Here is a 15,853-nt window from a genome sequence, read left to right as displayed (position 1 = left end):
CCTGCTCACCACGCACGACCTGGACGAGGTGGAGAAGCTGGCCGACCGCATCTTGATCCTGGCTCACTGCTACGCACTCACGACCGGTCGGACGCGCCCAACTGACCGTCGTGGGCGGCTACTGCGATGCTGCGTCGCAGGTCAGGGCAGGATTCCGTGGGCTTGCCAGCGGGCCGGGAGGCGAACTCCGCGCATTGCTGGGTGCTCTCGGCGCTCCACTGGACGCTGGTGTGCTGCGGGCTGTTCTTCTTCGCCAGCACCCACGCCGCGCACCGCTCGCACTGGACCGGGCACAGGCCTTCGCGCAGGTACAAGTCCCGGTCGTCGGCCGTGCCCTCGCGGACGGCGGCGCGCTGGTGCGGCCGGTCGGCGAGGTCGGGTGCCTTGGCCCAGGTGGACATCAGCTCTGCGCCTCCTTGCGCGCCAGGTTCTCCGCGACCTCGCGCTCCCACACCTCGTTGGCCCGGGTGGTGTCCACTTCGAACTCGAAGCGCGCCACCATGTCGTCGGTGACCTCCTCGGCGTCCACGTAGAACTGGTCGTACCAGCGGCGCAGCTGGTACACCGGGCCGTCCTCCTCGCACAGCAGCGGGTTGTCGATGCGGGTCTTGTTCCGCCAGATCTCCACGTCCTGCAGGAATCCGACGCCGGTGTTCTTGGCGATCTTGGCCGCCAGCTTGTCGGCGTCCTCGTCGGAGAGCCCGGGCAGCTTCTTGACCAGCACACCCCACTGCAGCACGAAGGAGTCCGCGCTGATCGGGTAGTGGCAGTTGATCAGGATCGTCTCGATGGTGAAGCCCTTGTACTCGTTCCACAGCCGGTCGATCATGTACGACGGCCCGTAGTACGAGGCCTCCGAGCGGACCACGTTCTCGCTGCCGGAGTAGCTGCCCGCGCCGATGTCGGGCCGGCCCTTGGTGGTCAGGTACTGGCTGGCGACGTGGCCTTCGAAGACGTTCTTGAAGTAGGTCGGGAACGCGAAGTGGATGTAGAAGAAGTGCGCCATGTCCACCACGTTGTCCACGATCTCGCGGCAGTTCGAGCCCTCGATGCGCACCGAGTCCCAGGTCCAGTTGCTCCACTCGCCGGAGTCCACCTCCGGCAGCTCCGGGATCGTCACGTGCGCTGGAGGCGGGTTGCCCTGCGGGTCGTTCCACACGAACAGCTGCTTGTTGCGCTCCATCGCCAGCCACGCGCGGGTGCGCGCCCGCAGCGGAATCCGCTTGGCGTAAGGGATTTCCGCGCAGCGACCGTTGCCGGACCAGCGCCAGTCGTGGAACGGGCAGGCGATCGCGTTGCCCTTCACGGTGCCTTGGCTGAGGTCGCCGCCCATGTGCCGGCAGTACGCGTCGAGAACGTTGAGCTCGCCGTCTTCACTTTGGAACACGACGAGTTTCGTGCCGAAGGCCTCCACCGCGTGCGGCTGGCCGTCCTTGTACTGCTCGGCCAGGCCGAGGCAGTGCCAGCCGCGCGCGAACCTGGTGGGTGGCGTGCCGACGTCAATGGTGCGAACCTCGTCGTTGCTTGCCGCGGTCATCTCGTCCCTCCCGCTCGTTCCGCGCCGGATGCCAGGTGCCGGGCGGCGAGATATCCGAACGTCATCGCAGGTCCGAGCGTTGCGCCCGGTCCGGCGTAGGTGTGGCCCATCACGGCGGAGCTGGTGTTGCCCGCCGCGTAGAGCCCGTCGATGGGCGTACCGTCCTCGCGCAGCACGCGCGCGTGCACGTCGGTGCGCAGCCCGCCCTTGGTTCCGAGGTCGCCCGGCACGATCTTCACCGCGTAGAACGGCGCGACCTCCAGAGCGGCCAGGCTGGGGTTCGGCTTGTTGGTCGGATCGCCGTAGTAGCGGTCGTATCCGCTCGCGCCGCGCTGGAAATCGGCATCGACACCGCTGTGCGCGAACCCGTTGAACCGCTCAACAGTGCTGCGCAACGCGTCGGCCGGAACGTCGATGCGCGAGGCCAGCTCGTCGATGGTGGTGGCGCGGTGGATGGCGCCGTGCTTGTACCAGTGTCCAGGGAACGGCTGCCGCGGGCCGAGCCCGGCGAACATGTACCGGTTCCGGTAGCGCTGGTCGGCGATCAGCCAGGTCGGCATGTTCTGCGCCGGCCCGTCGCCGGAGCCGTACATCGCGTGCACCGCGTCGACGTAGGGTGCGGCCTCGTTGACGAAGCGCTCACCTGCACCGTTGACCAGGATGCAGCCCGGCAGGGTGCGCTCGGCGAGGCAGAACCACGGACCGCCGGGCAGCGGCACCGACGGCCCCCACCAGGCGTCGTCCATCAGCTCCACGGCCGCTCCGAGCCGTTGCGCGGCGAGGATGGCATCGCCGGTGTTGGCCTTGGCGCCGACGGTCCACTGGGTGCCGATCGGATCGCGCTGGTGCTGCTTGCGCAACACCTCGTTGTGCTCGAAACCGCCTGCTGCCAGCACGATTCCGCGTCGCGCCGCCAGCGTCCGGCGCTCGCCGTCGCGCTCTACGACGACACCGGTGACCCGGCCGTCTTCCTGCTCCAACTCGACCAGCGGCGTGTTCAGCAACACCGGGACACCTGCGTCGCGCAGCCCGACCCGCAGCCCGGCGGTCAACGCCTGGCCCAGGCCGAGCAGGTGCTTGCGGCGGGCTCGGGCCAGTAGCCAGCGCAGCCCGACGCGCACCGCGCGCAGGGGCCCGCGTGGGTGGCGGGCTAGCAGGTTGAGCCAGCGGAAGTCTGCCTGGGTGATGACCAGGTTCGCCGGTGCCTTGCGGTAGCCGCGTTCGAGGTCGGGGAGCAGGTCGCCGAGGATCCGGCCGTCCAGCGGCGCCGGTTCGATGGACCGTCCGCCGACCCGGCCGCCGGGGGCTTCCGGGTAGTAGTCGGCGTAGTCGGTCACCCAGTGCATGCGCAGCGGCGTGCGCGGCAGCAGCTCGGCGAGCATCCGCGGCCCGGCGTCCAGGAACGCCTCCTGCCGCTCGGCGCTGACCGCGTCGCCGACGATGTGAGCGAGGTAGCTGCGTGCTGCCTCGGGTGTGTCGGTGATGCCCGCGGCGGCCAGGACGTGGTTGTTGGGTATCCACACGCCGCCGCCGGACCGGGCCGTGGATCCGCCGAACTTGGCGGCCTTCTCCACGACCACCGCGTCGAGCCCGTGCAGCGCTGCGGTCAGCGCCGCCGCCATGCCCGCGGCTCCGCTGCCGACCACCACGACGTCGAACCTGTCTGCGGTCATCGCCCCTCCTCGCGCTCAGCCTCGCGATCAATACTGAAACATGTTATAGATTTCTGCACCAGTGGCGCTATGGTGTAGCCAGAAATCAAGCAGTTGTTCGCTCGAAGCCGTGAAGAGAACCTGTTTCAAACTGGTGAGGATGCGATGGCTCAGCGCAGCACGTTGCACGCCGATGTGGTGATCATCGGCTTCGGCGCGGCCGGGGCTTGCGCGGCGCTGGAAGCGGCGCACGCCGGGGCCCGGGTGGTGGTGCTCGACCGGTTCGGCGGTGGCGGCGCGAGCGCGTTGTCCGGCGGTGTGGTCTACGCCGGCGGCGGCACGCGGGAGCAGCGCGCGGCCGGGGTGTCCGATTCGCCCGAGGCGATGTTCGCCTACCTGCGGCAGGAGGTCGGCGACGCGGTCTCGGAGCGCGCCCTGCTCCGGTTCTGCGAAGGCAGCACCGAGATGATCAACTGGTTGGCGCAGCACGGCGTGCCGTTCGAGGGCAGCCTGTGCCCGTACAAGACCTCCTACCCGAGCAACCAGCACTACCTCTACTACTCGGGCAGCGAAGCCTCCGGCGGATTCCGCGACGTCGCGCCTCCGGCCCCGCGCGGCCACCGCGCCAAAGGTCGGGGCAAGTCGGGGAAAGTGCTCTTCAACGCACTGGCCGCGGAGGTGCGGCGAGCTGGTGTGCAGGTGTTGACGCAGACGCGGGCGACGGAGCTCATCGTCGACGCTGATGGGCGGGTCTGCGCGGTGGAATGCGAGCGGCTGCGCGGAACTGCGGCACGCGAGCATCGAGTGGTGAGCCGGGTGGCGGCGAAACCCGGTCTCTACGTGCCGAAACTGGCCCGGAAGTTGCACCGGCGCGCCGAGCGCTTGGAGCGCCGCGCGGAACCGCTGCGGATCCACGCCGACCGTGCGGTGATCATCGCGGCCGGTGGTTTCGTGTCGAACCGGGAGATGATGCGCCGCCAAGCGCCCGCCTACCGCGCCGGGCTGCCACTGGGCACGCAAGGCGACGACGGCAGCGGAATCCGGCTGGGGGAGAGCGTCGGCGGGGTGCCGGACAAGCTTGACCGGGTGTCCGCGTGGCGGTTCATCACGCCGCCGAGCGCGCTGCTGTCCGGGCTGCTGGTCGACCAGCACGGATCGCGCATCGGCGACGAATCCCGCTACGGTGCGGCGCACGGCCAAGCGATCGTGGAGGAGCACGGCGGACGCGGCTGGCTGCTCGTCGACCGGGACCTGCGGCGCCAAGCGAAGCACCAGGTGCGCAGCCAAACGGTGTGGTTCCAGCGGATACAGGCGGAATACCTGCTGGCCACTGCGGTAACCGGCGACACGATCGACGTGGTGGCGCGAAAAGCGGGCGTCGATCCAGGACATCTTCAGGCCACTGTGGACGCGCACAACGACGCGGCCCGGGCGGGAAAGCCAGACCCGGCTGGGAAACCAGCGGACTTCGTGCGGGCCGTGGACCAGCCGCCGTACTCGCTGCTGGATGTCTCGGTGCGGCCCAGCACGGCCTACCCGTGCCCGGTTCTGACCCTCGGCGGCTTGCGCGTCGACGAGGACACCGGGCAGGTGCTCGACGAACGCGGCGGCCCGGTAGCGGGGCTGTACGCGGCCGGGCGGTCGGCGGTCGGGATCTGCTCGAACTCCTACATCAGCGGGCTTTCCCTGGCCGACTGCGTCTTCTCCGGCCGCCGCGCCGGAGTCCACTCGGTGAAGGAGCTGACCGATGCTGACAGTTGAGACGCGCACCGAGATCGCGCAGCGCTTGTGGGACGCCGAGGTCCACCGCGCGCCGATCCCACCGCTGGTGGAAACGCACCCGCAGCTCGACGCGGTGGACGCCTATCAGGTCCAGCTGCTCAACGTGCAGCGCCGCGACGAACCGGTGCTGGGTCACAAGGTCGGCCTGACCTCGCCGGTCATGCAGCAGATGATGGGCGTCTCCGAACCCGACTACGGGCACCTGCTGTCGAGCATGCGGCTGTGGGAGGGCGAACCCGTCGACGCCGGGCGCTACTGCGTGCCCCGGGTGGAGGTCGAGGTCGGCTTCGTGCTCGGCGAGGACCTGCCCGCCGAGTGCACCGAGGCAGACGTGCTGGCGGGCACCGAGGCGCTGGTCCCGGCGATCGAGCTGATCGACAGCCGGATCGCGGACTGGCGGATCAGCCTGGTGGACACCATCGCCGACAACGCCTCATCGGCCGGCTTCGTGCTCGGCGCGGCCCGCATCGAGCCCGGCGACGTCGACCTCCGCGCGATCGACGCGACGCTGCTGCGCAACGGTGACCCCGTCGAGCGCGGCCGATCCGACGCGGTGCTGGGCAATCCGGCGACGGCGGTGGCTTGGCTGGCCCGCAAGGTGTCCGCCTTCGGCGTCCGCGTCCGAGCCGGGAACGTCGTGCTCCCCGGCTCTTGCACCAGAGCCATCGACGTCACCCCAGGCGACACCTTCCGAGCCGACTTCCAGTCCGCAGGAACCGACCTCGGCTCCGCGTCCCTGGAGTTCCGGTCGTGAGCGGGGTGCCAATTTCGCGAGAAATTGACGTTCACCCGGGTGACGGTCAATTTCTCGCGAAATTGACCAACTCAGGCGTGGCGGAGGGTCACCCAGCAGTGGGGGTGGTGCCAATTTCTCGCGAAATTGACCACCCCGGGGGTGACGGAGCAAGCAGTGGAGTTCGAGGGAAGGAGGTGCGATGAGCAAGAGGACTGCGGCGATCGTCGGGTCGGGGAACATCGGGACCGACCTGTTGTACAAGCTGAGCCGGTCCGCGCACATCGAGCCCAGGTGGATGATCGGCATCGATCCGGCCAGCGCCGGGCTGCGCCGGGCCGCGGACCTGGGCGTGGAAGCCAGCGCGGAAGGCGTGGACTGGCTGCTGGACAACCACCGGCCCGACGTCGTCTTCGAAGCCACCTCGGCGGGCGTGCACCGGGCCAACGCGCCCCGCTACGCCGAAGCCGGCATCCGCGCCGTCGACCTCACCCCGGCCGCGATCGGGCCGTACGTGGTGCCGCCGGTGAACCTCGGCCAGCACCTCGACGCGCCGAACGTCAACCTGATCACCTGCGGCGGCCAGGCCACCATCCCGATGGTGCACGCGGTCTCGCGGGTGGTGCCCGTCGAGTACGCCGAGATCGTCGCTTCGGTGGCATCGGTGTCGGCCGGACCGGGCACCCGCGCCAACATCGACGAGTTCACCCGCACCACCAGCACCGGGATCGAGGTGCTGGGCGGGGCGCAGCGCGGCAAGGCGATCATCGTGCTCAACCCGGCCGACCCGCCGGTGATCATGCGCGACACCATCTTCTGCGCGATCCCCGCCGACGCCGACACCGACGCGATCGCCGCCTCCATCGAGAAGATGGCCGCCGAGATCGCCGAGTACGTGCCCGGTTACCGGATGCTGGTGGAGCCGCAGTTCGACCCGCCGTCCGCGGCCACCGGCGGCAAGGCGCGGGTGGCGATCTTCGTGGAGGTCGAGGGCGCGGGCGACTTCTTGCCGCCGTACTCGGGAAATCTCGACATCATGACCGCCGCCGCGGTGCGGGTGGGCGAGCAGCTCGTGCAGAAGGAGGCAGTGCGATGACCGGTCTGCCCAGCACCTACTCCGACGCGCTCGATCTGCGCATCACCGACACCTCGTTGCGCGACGGCTCGCACCACAAGCGCCACCAGTTCACCGCGACCGAAGTGCGTGACATCGTCGCGGCGCTGGACGGCGCGGGCGTTCCGGTGATCGAGGTGACCCACGGTGACGGGCTCGGCGGCTCGTCGTTCAACTACGGCTTCTCCCGCACGCCGGAGCAGGAACTCATCACCATCGCCGCGGAAACCGCGCAGCGGGCCAAGATCGCGGTGCTGATGCTGCCCGGCGTCGGGGTCAAGGACGACATCGTCGTCGCCCGCGACAACGGCGCGTCGGTGTGCCGGATCGCCACCCACTGCACCGAAGCCGACGTGTCGGAGCAGCACTTCGGCCTGGCCCGCCAGCTCGGCCTGGAAACCGTCGGGTTCCTGATGATGGCGCACTCGCAGCCACCGGAGGTGCTGGCCAAGCAGGCGCGGATCATGGTCGACGCGGGCTGCCAGTGCGTCTACGTCGTGGACTCGGCCGGCGCCCTGGTGCTGGAGCAGGTCGCCGAGCGGGTCTCCGCGCTAGTCGCGGAGGTAGGTGGCCAGGCGCAGGTCGGGTTCCACGGGCACGAGAACCTCGGTGTCGCGGTGGCAAACTCGGTGGCCGCGGCGCGTGCCGGCGCGGTGCAGATCGACGGCAGCGCAAGGCGTTTCGGCGCCGGGGCGGGCAACACGCCGGTCGAGGCGTTCGTCGGGGTGTGCGACAAGCTCGGCATTCGCACGGGCGTCGACTTCTTCGCCATCGCCGACGCCGCTGAGGACGTGGTGCGCCCTGCCATGCCGGAGGAATGCCTGCTGGATCGCTCGGCGCTGATGATGGGCTACGCCGGGGTGTACTCCAGCTTCCTCAAGCACGCCGCCCGCCAAGCTGAGCGCTACGGCGTCAGCGAGGCGGAACTGCTGGTGAAGGCAGGCGAGCGAAAGCTCGTCGGCGGCCAGGAAGACCAGCTCATCGACATCGCGCTGGAGCTCAAGCGCTCGTGAGTGTTTGGGGCGCTATAGCACCCCGAAGTGCTCACGAAGGTAACGAGATGCGGAAACGGAGCGCCGATGAAGGACAGTCGAGCAGTCGTGGAACGGGTGCGGGGACTGCTGCCCGACCTGCGGGAACGGGCGCAGCGAGCCGAGGAACTGCGCAGAATCCCGGACGAGACCATAGCGGACCTGCAGGAGATCGGGTTCTTCTCGCTGCTGCAACCGGAGCGCTACGGCGGCTGCGAGGCCGACCCGCTGGAGTTCTACACCGCGGTCAAACTCCTTGGCAGCGCCTGCGGATCCACGGGATGGGTCGCCTCGATCCTCGGGGTGCACCCGTGGCACCTGGCGCTTTTCCCGCAGGAGGCGCAGGACGACGTCTGGGGCAAGGACCCGAACACCCGCATCTCCTCGTCCTACGCGCCGATGGGCAAGGCGAAGATCGTCGACGGCGGCTACCTGCTGAACGGGCGCTGGAGCTTCTCCTCCGGCTGCGACCACGCCTCGTGGGTGTTCGTCGGCGGCCCGGTCGAGGACGGTGACGGCAAGCCGGTGGACTTCTGCACCTACCTGCTGCCGCGCGGTGACTACCGGATCGAGGACGTCTGGGACACCGTCGGTCTGCGCGGCACCGGCAGCAACGACGTCGTGGTGGAGAACGCGTTCATCCCGCAGCACCGGGTGCTGAGCTTCATCGCGATGTCGCGGAACAAGTGCCCCGGCCAGGAGATCAACACCTCGCCGCTGTACCGGATGCCGTGGGGGACGGTGCACCCGTCGACCATCACCGCGCCGATCATCGGCATGGCCCAGGGCGCTTACGACGCGCACGTGGAGCACCAGGTCAAGCGCGTCCGGGCGGCGTTCGCGGGGGAGAAGGTCAAGGAGGACCCGTTCGCCAAGGTGCGGATCGCCGAAGCGGCCAGCGAGATCGACGCGGCCTGGCTTCAGCTGACCCACAACCTGTCCGAGGAGTACGAGCTGGCCAAGGCCGGTGAGGAGATCCCGTTCTCGCTGCGGCTGCGCGCTCGTCGTGACCAGGTGCGGGGTACCGCGCGGGCGATCTCGGCGGTGGACCGGCTCTTCGAGAACTCCGGCGGACGCGCGCTGTGGTCGGGAACCCCGATCCAGCGCTTCTGGCGCGACGCCCACGCCGGCCGCGTGCACGCCGCCAACGACCTGGAACGCGCTTACCTGATGTTCGGTACCGGAGAATTCGGCCAGCCAGTGAAGGACACGATGGTCTGATGGTCACTTTCGACAGCACGAGCCGCACCGCGAAGCTGCCGTCCGGGCTGACCTTGCACTACCACGAGGCCGGTGATCCGGATCAGTCCACTGTGGTCATGCTGCACGGCGGTGGTCCCGGCGCCTCGTCGTGGAGCAACTTCGCCCGCAACATCCCGGTTTTCGCCGAGCGCTTCCACGTCGTCGCGGTGGATCAGCCCGGCTTCGGGCGCTCGGACAAGCCCACCGAGCACGGCCAGTACTTCACCCACAGCGCATCGGCGCTGCTCGAACTGCTCAATGAGATCGGTGTCGAACGCGCGCACCTGCTGGGGAACTCGTTGGGTGGCGGCACTGCGGTCCGCTTCGCGCTCAACAACCCGGACCGCGCCGGACGACTGGTCCTGATGGGTCCGGGTGGATTGAGTCTGAACGTGTTCGCGCCCGATCCCACCGAAGGCGTGCGCAAGCTCAGCGTGTTCGGCGCACCGCCGGGGCCGAGCAAGGAGAAGCTCGCGGACTTCTTGCGGACGATGGTCTACGACCAGTCGCTGATCACCGACGAGCTCGTCGAGGAGCGTTTCGCCGCCGCGTCCGCGCCGGAGTCGCTGGCCGCGATGCGCGCGATGGGTGCGTCGTTCATGCAGCCGGACACCTTCGAAGAAGGCCTGCTCTGGCGGGAAGCGCACCGGCTGCGGCAGCGCGTCCTGCTGGTCTGGGGTCGGGAGGACCGGGTGAACCCCCTGGACGGCGCGTTGCTCGGACTCAAGTTGATCCCCCGCGCGCAGCTGCACGTGTTCGGTCGCTGCGGGCACTGGGCGCAGCTGGAGAAGTTCGCCGAATTCAACCGGATCGCCAGGGACTTCCTGCTCGACTGAAGCCCTGGCACGTGGGAGGAGGCCCGCCGTGGGCATTCGTTCGCTCGGCTACCTGCGCATCGAAGCCACCGACGTCGAAGCGTGGCGCGTGTACGGGTTGAAAGTGCTCGGCATGGTCGAAGGCAGCGGATCCAACCCGGACGCGCTCTACCTGCGGATGGACGACTTCCCGGCCCGGCTGGTGATCCTGCCGGGGGAGCAGGACCGGCTGGAGTCCGCCGGTTGGGAGGTCGCCACCGAGGCGGAGTTCGACGAGGTCAAGCAGCGGCTCGACGCGGCAGGCGTCCCGTACGAGGAAGGCACCGCTGAAGAACTGGCGGATCGGCGGGTCAACGGGCTGATCCGGTTCGCCGACCCGTCCGGCAACGGACTGGAGGTCTTCCACGGGGTAGCGTTGCAGCACCGCCGCGTCGTCAGCCCCTACGGACACCGGTTCGTCACCGAGGAGCAGGGGCTCGGGCACGTAGTGCTGTCCACCCACGACGACGAGGCCGCGCTGCGCTTCTATCGAGACGTGCTGGGATTCCGGCTGCGCGACTCGATGCGACTGGCCCCGGAACTGGTCGGCCGCCCGTCCGACGGTGACCCGGCGTGGCTGCGGTTCTTCGGCTGCAACCCGCGTCACCACAGCCTGGCGTTCCTGCCGATGCCCACGCCCAGTGGGATCGTGCACCTGATGGTCGAGGTCGCCGACGTCGACGACGTGGGGCTGGCACTGGACCGGGCGCAGCGGCGGAAGGTGCCGCTGTCGGCGACGCTGGGACGGCACGTCAACGACCTGATGCTGTCGTTCTACATGAAGACTCCCGGCGGATTCGACGTCGAGTTCGGCTGCGAAGGCCGGCAGGTCGACGACGAGGACTGGATCGCGCGCGAGAGCACCGCGGTCAGCCTGTGGGGACACGACTTCAGCGTCGGTGCCCGGTGAGCGTCGGGCAGGTCGCGGTGGACCAGGCCGCGTTCCGACGGGTGCTGGGGCACTTCGGCACCGGGGTCGTGGTGATCACCGGGGTGGACGGGGAGCGGCCGGTCGGTTTCGCCTGCCAGTCCTTCGCCGCGCTGTCCCTGGCCCCGCCGCTGGTGCTGTTCTGCCCCGCGCGCACGTCCCGCGCCTGGTCGGCGCTGGAGCACGCCGGACGGTTCTGCGTCAACGTGCTTTCGGAGTCGCAGCAGCCGGTGAGCACGGTGTTCGGCCGCAGCGGCGAGGACAAGTTCGCCGGCGTGCCCTGGCACCCCGCCCCATCAGGATCCCCGGTCATCAACGGAGCCCTGACCTGGATCGACTGCACCGTGGAGGCGGTGCACGAAGCGGGCGACCACTACATCGTCATCGGCCGCGTCTCGTGTCTCGGCGAAACCACCGCGGAACGCCCGCTGCTGTTCTACCGAGGCGCCTACGCAGGCCTCGGCCCAACATCCCAACCCCCTCCACCAGACCTCGAAGCCTTCCTCACCGGACTCCATCCCGACGACTGGATGTAGCCGCCCCGCGCTCCATCACCCGGGGTGGTGCTAATTTCTCGCGAAGTTGACCATCCTTGGGGTGACGACGGCACCTTATGATGAGCGCGTTTTCGAAGCTGTGTTCGAAGGCGGGTTGCACTAGGTAGGGGACGAAAGTGGTTGTGCTGGAAGAACTGGCCGATGCGCAAGTGCTGCTCCGCGGTCGGTTGCCGGACCTGGACACCCGGGCGTGATCGAGGTTCCCGCTGGCCGGGTCTTCGTGCGGGACGAGGGGACGAAGACCAGCTGGCCGGTCGACGTCGAAACCTTCCTGCTGGCAACGCATCCCGTGACCCGCGAGCTCTACCGCGTAGTGCTCGGCGCAGCGAGGATTTCGTCGCGAACGCCGATGACCGAGGTGTCGTGGCTGGAGGCGATCCGGTTCTGCAACCTGCTTTCGCAGGAAGAGGGGCTCACGCCTTGCTACGCGACGAACGACGATCCCGACGGATCGGGCGTGGTCTGCGACTGGACGGCCGACGGCTACCGGCTCCCGACCGAGGCGGAGTGGGAGCACGCGTGCCGCGCGGGAAGCACCGAGGTCCGCTACGGCGATCTGGACGAGATCGCCTGGTATCGCGGGAACTCAGAGGACCGGGTGCACGAAGTCGCGACCAAAGCGCCGAACGCGTGGGGCCTCCACGACATGATCGGCAACGTCTGGGAGTGGTGCTGGGACCTCTACGATCCCGCGGTCTACGGCCCGTACCGGGTGTTCCGCGGCGGCGGCGCGTTCGACCCGCCTCGCGGTTGCCGAGCCTCCTGCCGCCGCAAGAGTCACCCGACGTTCCGCGTCGAAGACCTCGGGTTCCGCCTGGCTCGCCGGGCCGCGTAAGCACTTTGGGGCGCTGTAGCAGCCCAAAGTGCTCACGGTGACTCAGCGCAGGCGTTCGATGATGGTGGCGGTGGCGAGCGCTCCGCCTGCGCACATCGTGATCAGGGCCGTGGTGGCGTCACGGCGCTCGAGTTCGTGCAGGGCCGTGGTGATCAGCCGGGCGCCGGTGCTGCCGACGGGGTGGCCGAGGGCGATGGCGCCGCCGTTGACGTTGACCCGGTCCATGTCCGGTTCGTGCACCGCGGCCCACGACAGCACCACCGAGGCGAACGCTTCGTTCACCTCGAAGAGGTCGATGTCGCCGATCTTCATTCCGCTGAGCTCCAGCACCCGCTGCGTGGCCTGCACCGGGCCGTCCAGGTGGTAGTACGGCTCGCCGCCCACCAGGCACTGCGCGACGATGCGGGCGCGGGGGCGAAGCCCGAGCTCGGCCGCGCGGTCGGCGTCGGCCAGCAGCACCGCGGCGGCGCCGTCGGAGATCTGCGAAGACGTGCCGGCCGTGTGAATCCCGTCCGCGAGAACGGGTTTCAGTCCGCCGAGGGCCTGCATGCTCGTGTCGCGCAGCCCTCCGTCGCGGGTGACCGGGGCGCCGTCGGGGACCTGCACCGGCACGATCTCGCGGTCGAACCGCCCTTCCCGCCACGCCGCTGCGGCGCGGTCCTGGGAGCGCAGACCGAAGGCGTCGATGTCCTCGCGGGTCAGGCCGCGGCGGGCCGCGATCCGGTCGGCGGCCTCGTACTGGTTCGGCAGGTCGATGTCCCACGAGTCCGGCCGCGGCATGCCGACGTCCACGCCGAGGTTGCTGCGCAGCGGCACCCGGCTCATCGCCTCGACGCCGCACGAGATTCCGACGCGCACGGCGTCGGCGGCGATCAGCCCGGCGATCATGTGGGTGGCCTGCTGAGCCGAGCCGCACTGGGCGTCGACCGTGGTGCAGCCGACGTGGTGCGGCAGGTCGGAGTGCAGCCACGCGGTGCGGGTGATGTTGTTCGACTGCTCACCGGCCTGGGTCACGCAGCCGCCGATCGCCTGGTCCACGTCGGCGCCGTCGACACCGGCGCGTTCGAGCAGGCCGCGTTGCGCCGCGCCGAGGATCTCGGCCGCGTGCAGTCCGGAGAGCGCGCCTCGGCGCTTGCCGATCGGGGTGCGGACGGCGTCCACGATCACCGGGTTGCCCACCTGGTCCTCCCTTCGAACAGCATTGTCGATCAAAATTAGAACATGTTTCTATTGCTCGACAAGCTCTCCGAGGGGGATTGTGCGAAGTTTTCGAATCTTGCTCGATCCGTCGTGAGTTACGGGGGTTTACTGAGCGCTTGCGATGTGCTTCTCTGGCATAGAACTCGTTTCATTTCTTGATCGGATTCCCCGCGTAGGAGGTAGCCGTGGTCGCACCGCGCATTCCGGAGGGCTTCGACTTCACCGATCCCGATCTGCTCGCCGAACGGCTACCGCTGGCCGAGTTCGCCGAGCTCCGCAACACCGCGCCGGTGTGGTGGAACGACCAGCCCGACCGGTGCGGCGGCTTCGACGACGGCGGCTTCTGGGTGGTCAGCAGGCACGCCGACGTCAAGGAGATATCCCGACGCTCTGACGTGTTCTCGACCTGGGAGAACACCGCGATCATCCGGTTCAACGACAGCATGACCCGCGATCAGATCGAGATGCAGCGGTTCATCATGCTCAACATGGACCCGCCGCAGCACACCAAGCTGCGCCAGATCGTGCAGCGCGGCTTCACCCCGCGGGCCATCAAGAGCCTCGAAGCGGCGTTGAAGGAGCGGGCGCAGCACATCGTCACTGAAGCCCGCGCGAACGGCAGCGGGGACTTCGTCACCGACGTGGCCTGCGAGCTACCGCTGCAGGCGATCGCGGAACTGCTCGGCCTGCCGCAGGACCACCGCAAGGAGATCTTCGACTGGTCCAACCAGATGATCGGCTACGACGACCCGGAGTACGACATCCAGCCCGAGGTCGCGGCCGCGGAGATGCTCGGCTACTTCACCAACATGGCCGAGGAGCGGCGCGGTTGTCCGATGGACGACATCGTGACCAAGCTCGTGCAGGCCGACATCGACGGCTCTGCGCTGACCTCCGACGAATTCGGATTCTTCGTGATCCTGCTGGCGGTGGCCGGCAACGAGACCACCCGCAACGCGATCACCCACGGCATGCTCGCGTTCCTGGACAACCCGGACCAGTGGGAGCTGTACAAGTGGGAGCGGCCGAAGACCACGGCAGATGAGATCGTCCGCTGGGCGACCCCGGTGGTGGCGTTCCAGCGCACCGCGCTGGCCGACACCGAGCTCAGCGGGGTGCCGATCAAGAAGGGCCAGCGGGTGGGGCTGTTCTACAGCTCGGCGAACTTCGACCCGGACGTCTTCGACGAGCCGGACCGCTTCGACATCACCCGAGACCCGAACCCGCACGTCGGCTTCGGCGGCACCGGCGCCCACTTCTGCCTCGGCGCGAACCTGGCGCGCCTGGAGATCGACCTGATCTTCAACGCGATCGCCGACCACATGCCGAACATCCAACGCCTCGGCGAACCCCGCCGCCTCCGCTCCGGCTGGCTCAACGGAATCAAAGAAGTCCAGGTCCAGTACACCTGACCCACGCCCCGGCAAGACCTCCGCAGAGGCCTTCAGCCTCGTCTCACGCGGCGGCACGAGAGACTGGGGCACCGCGGCTGCGGCCGCCGACCACTGACGCGATTTCAATGGAAATTGGACATCCAATTTCCATTGAAATTGCGGAAGTTCTCCACAGGCAGGGCGACCTGTCCACAGTTGTCCGTGTCAGGTGTACGACACGCCGGGTGTACGACACGCCGGGGGGTCACAGTTTCAATTGAAACTGTGATCCGTTGTGGGTGGGGCTTACAGTTTCAATTGAAACTGTGGAACTTTGGGTCCGGTTGGGGGTCACTCGGGTGGTGTTCGGGGGTTAACCGGCTGGGCGGAGGGTTTTCATGGCTCGGTCGAACTCCCAGAAGGCTCGCATGGAGCGGATCAGGCCTGATTCGTCGACGTGGTAGACGAAAACGCCTTCGGCGTCCATGGTGTTGCCGTCGGGGAGGAACGTCGAGATGCAGCCGACGTTGGCGACCTCTCGGCCCGCGGCGAAGGAGTCGTGGATGTGGAACTCGATGCGGTCGGCCTGGGCGATCGCGAGGTCCCAGAACGCCGCGATGCCGTCGTGGCCGTGGTGGCCGCAGCCGTCCGGGTCGAAGATCGACGGGCCGACCGGGTCCTCCACCACGCCGTCCGGCGCGAACAGCGCAACCCACTCGTCCTTCGCGCCGCGAGTCACTGCGCTCATCGACTTCAACGCCGCATCGCGAGCCGGATGCGGCTCGGTGCTGGCCGACCAGTGCACGCCCTCGACCATGCCTTCCTCCGATCAGGTGGTGTGATTTCCGTGCCGAACAAGCGGAAACCCCAGGTCCAGCCGCTGGCGTTCACCCGGGGATGGGTCAATTTCGCGCGAAATTGAGGGTGACCCGCGTCAGGTCGGCGGGCTCGCGGTGCACGGTCAGCGCGCCGCGTTCAAAACCTGCGTTCATCACGACTCCATCGTTCTTGCGCG

Annotated in this window: 15 protein-coding genes; 10 read left to right on the top strand and 5 right to left on the bottom strand. The window is 68.6% G+C overall.

Annotation, left to right across the window (positions count from 1 at the left end; translation table 11 throughout):
* Positions 1–77 precede the first annotated feature (77 nt).
* Genes ACWCO2_RS35570 through kstD form a run of 3 tightly spaced genes read right to left on the bottom strand, consistent with a single transcriptional unit; the run spans position 78 to position 3,210 of the window.
* A complete protein-coding gene (locus ACWCO2_RS35570) occupies positions 78–401 on the bottom strand; it encodes a hypothetical protein (protein ID WP_450132200.1) in 324 nt (107 codons plus the stop codon).
* A complete protein-coding gene (locus ACWCO2_RS35565; protein WP_450132199.1) occupies positions 401–1,537 on the bottom strand; it encodes a Rieske 2Fe-2S domain-containing protein in 1,137 nt (378 codons plus the stop codon). The genes ACWCO2_RS35570 and ACWCO2_RS35565 overlap by 1 nt, the downstream gene beginning before the upstream one ends.
* Positions 1,534–3,210: a 3-oxosteroid 1-dehydrogenase gene (kstD, locus tag ACWCO2_RS35560; RefSeq protein ID WP_450132198.1), complete on the bottom strand. Its 1,677-nt coding sequence runs from the start codon at positions 3,208–3,210 to the stop codon at positions 1,534–1,536. The genes ACWCO2_RS35565 and kstD overlap by 4 nt, the downstream gene beginning before the upstream one ends.
* Before the next feature lie 144 nt (positions 3,211–3,354).
* Between kstD and ACWCO2_RS35555 the strand changes: the two genes are divergently transcribed.
* The 9 genes from ACWCO2_RS35555 to ACWCO2_RS35515 all read left to right on the top strand — a co-directional run bounded on the left by ACWCO2_RS35555 (position 3,355) and on the right by ACWCO2_RS35515 (position 12,265).
* Positions 3,355–4,950 carry an FAD-binding protein gene (locus ACWCO2_RS35555; protein WP_450132197.1) on the top strand — a complete coding sequence of 532 codons (1,596 nt, stop codon included), beginning with the start codon at positions 3,355–3,357 and terminating at the stop codon, positions 4,948–4,950.
* Positions 4,937–5,725: a 2-keto-4-pentenoate hydratase gene (locus ACWCO2_RS35550; protein ID WP_450132196.1), complete on the top strand. Its 789-nt coding sequence runs from the start codon at positions 4,937–4,939 to the stop codon at positions 5,723–5,725. The genes ACWCO2_RS35555 and ACWCO2_RS35550 overlap by 14 nt, the downstream gene beginning before the upstream one ends.
* Positions 5,726–5,906: 181 nt before the next feature.
* Positions 5,907–6,800, top strand: a complete 894-nt coding sequence (locus ACWCO2_RS35545; protein ID WP_450132195.1) for an acetaldehyde dehydrogenase (acetylating) — start codon at positions 5,907–5,909, stop codon at positions 6,798–6,800.
* Complete coding sequence (gene dmpG / locus ACWCO2_RS35540) at positions 6,797–7,831, top strand: 4-hydroxy-2-oxovalerate aldolase (RefSeq protein WP_450132194.1); 1,035 nt, start codon at positions 6,797–6,799, stop codon at positions 7,829–7,831. The genes ACWCO2_RS35545 and dmpG overlap by 4 nt, the downstream gene beginning before the upstream one ends.
* 66 nt (positions 7,832–7,897) lie before the next feature.
* Positions 7,898–9,070, top strand: a complete 1,173-nt coding sequence (gene hsaA / locus ACWCO2_RS35535) for a 3-hydroxy-9,10-secoandrosta-1,3,5(10)-triene-9,17-dione monooxygenase oxygenase subunit (protein WP_450132193.1) — start codon at positions 7,898–7,900, stop codon at positions 9,068–9,070.
* Entirely contained in the window at positions 9,070–9,927 is an 858-nt protein-coding gene (gene hsaD, locus ACWCO2_RS35530) for a 4,5:9,10-diseco-3-hydroxy-5,9,17-trioxoandrosta-1(10),2-diene-4-oate hydrolase (protein ID WP_450132192.1), read from the top strand. Before hsaA ends, hsaD begins: the two co-directional genes overlap by 1 nt.
* Positions 9,928–9,955: 28 nt before the next feature.
* A complete protein-coding gene (gene hsaC / locus ACWCO2_RS35525; protein ID WP_450132191.1) occupies positions 9,956–10,855 on the top strand; it encodes an iron-dependent extradiol dioxygenase HsaC in 900 nt (299 codons plus the stop codon).
* Entirely contained in the window at positions 10,852–11,409 is a 558-nt protein-coding gene (gene hsaB, locus ACWCO2_RS35520) for a 3-hydroxy-9,10-secoandrosta-1,3,5(10)-triene-9,17-dione monooxygenase reductase subunit (RefSeq protein ID WP_450132190.1), read from the top strand. The genes hsaC and hsaB overlap by 4 nt, the downstream gene beginning before the upstream one ends.
* 211 nt (positions 11,410–11,620) lie before the next feature.
* A complete protein-coding gene (locus ACWCO2_RS35515; protein WP_450132189.1) occupies positions 11,621–12,265 on the top strand; it encodes a formylglycine-generating enzyme family protein in 645 nt (214 codons plus the stop codon).
* 42 nt (positions 12,266–12,307) lie between these two features.
* On the opposite strand, the gene ACWCO2_RS35510 is transcribed toward ACWCO2_RS35515, so the two are convergent.
* Positions 12,308–13,444, bottom strand: coding sequence for a steroid 3-ketoacyl-CoA thiolase (locus tag ACWCO2_RS35510; protein WP_450132188.1), 1,137 nt, complete (start codon positions 13,442–13,444; stop codon positions 12,308–12,310).
* Positions 13,445–13,650: 206 nt separating this feature from the next.
* Between ACWCO2_RS35510 and ACWCO2_RS35505 the strand changes: the two genes are divergently transcribed.
* Positions 13,651–14,877 carry a cytochrome P450 gene (locus tag ACWCO2_RS35505; RefSeq protein WP_450132187.1) on the top strand — a complete coding sequence of 409 codons (1,227 nt, stop codon included), beginning with the start codon at positions 13,651–13,653 and terminating at the stop codon, positions 14,875–14,877.
* Between the two features lie 334 nt (positions 14,878–15,211).
* On the opposite strand, the gene ACWCO2_RS35500 is transcribed toward ACWCO2_RS35505, so the two are convergent.
* Positions 15,212–15,655: a nuclear transport factor 2 family protein gene (locus tag ACWCO2_RS35500; protein ID WP_450132186.1), complete on the bottom strand. Its 444-nt coding sequence runs from the start codon at positions 15,653–15,655 to the stop codon at positions 15,212–15,214.
* Between the last annotated feature and the right edge of the window lie 198 nt (positions 15,656–15,853).

The organism is Saccharopolyspora sp. NPDC002376 (assembly GCF_053593195.1).
This window is presented reverse-complemented; position numbering and strand designations above follow the sequence as displayed.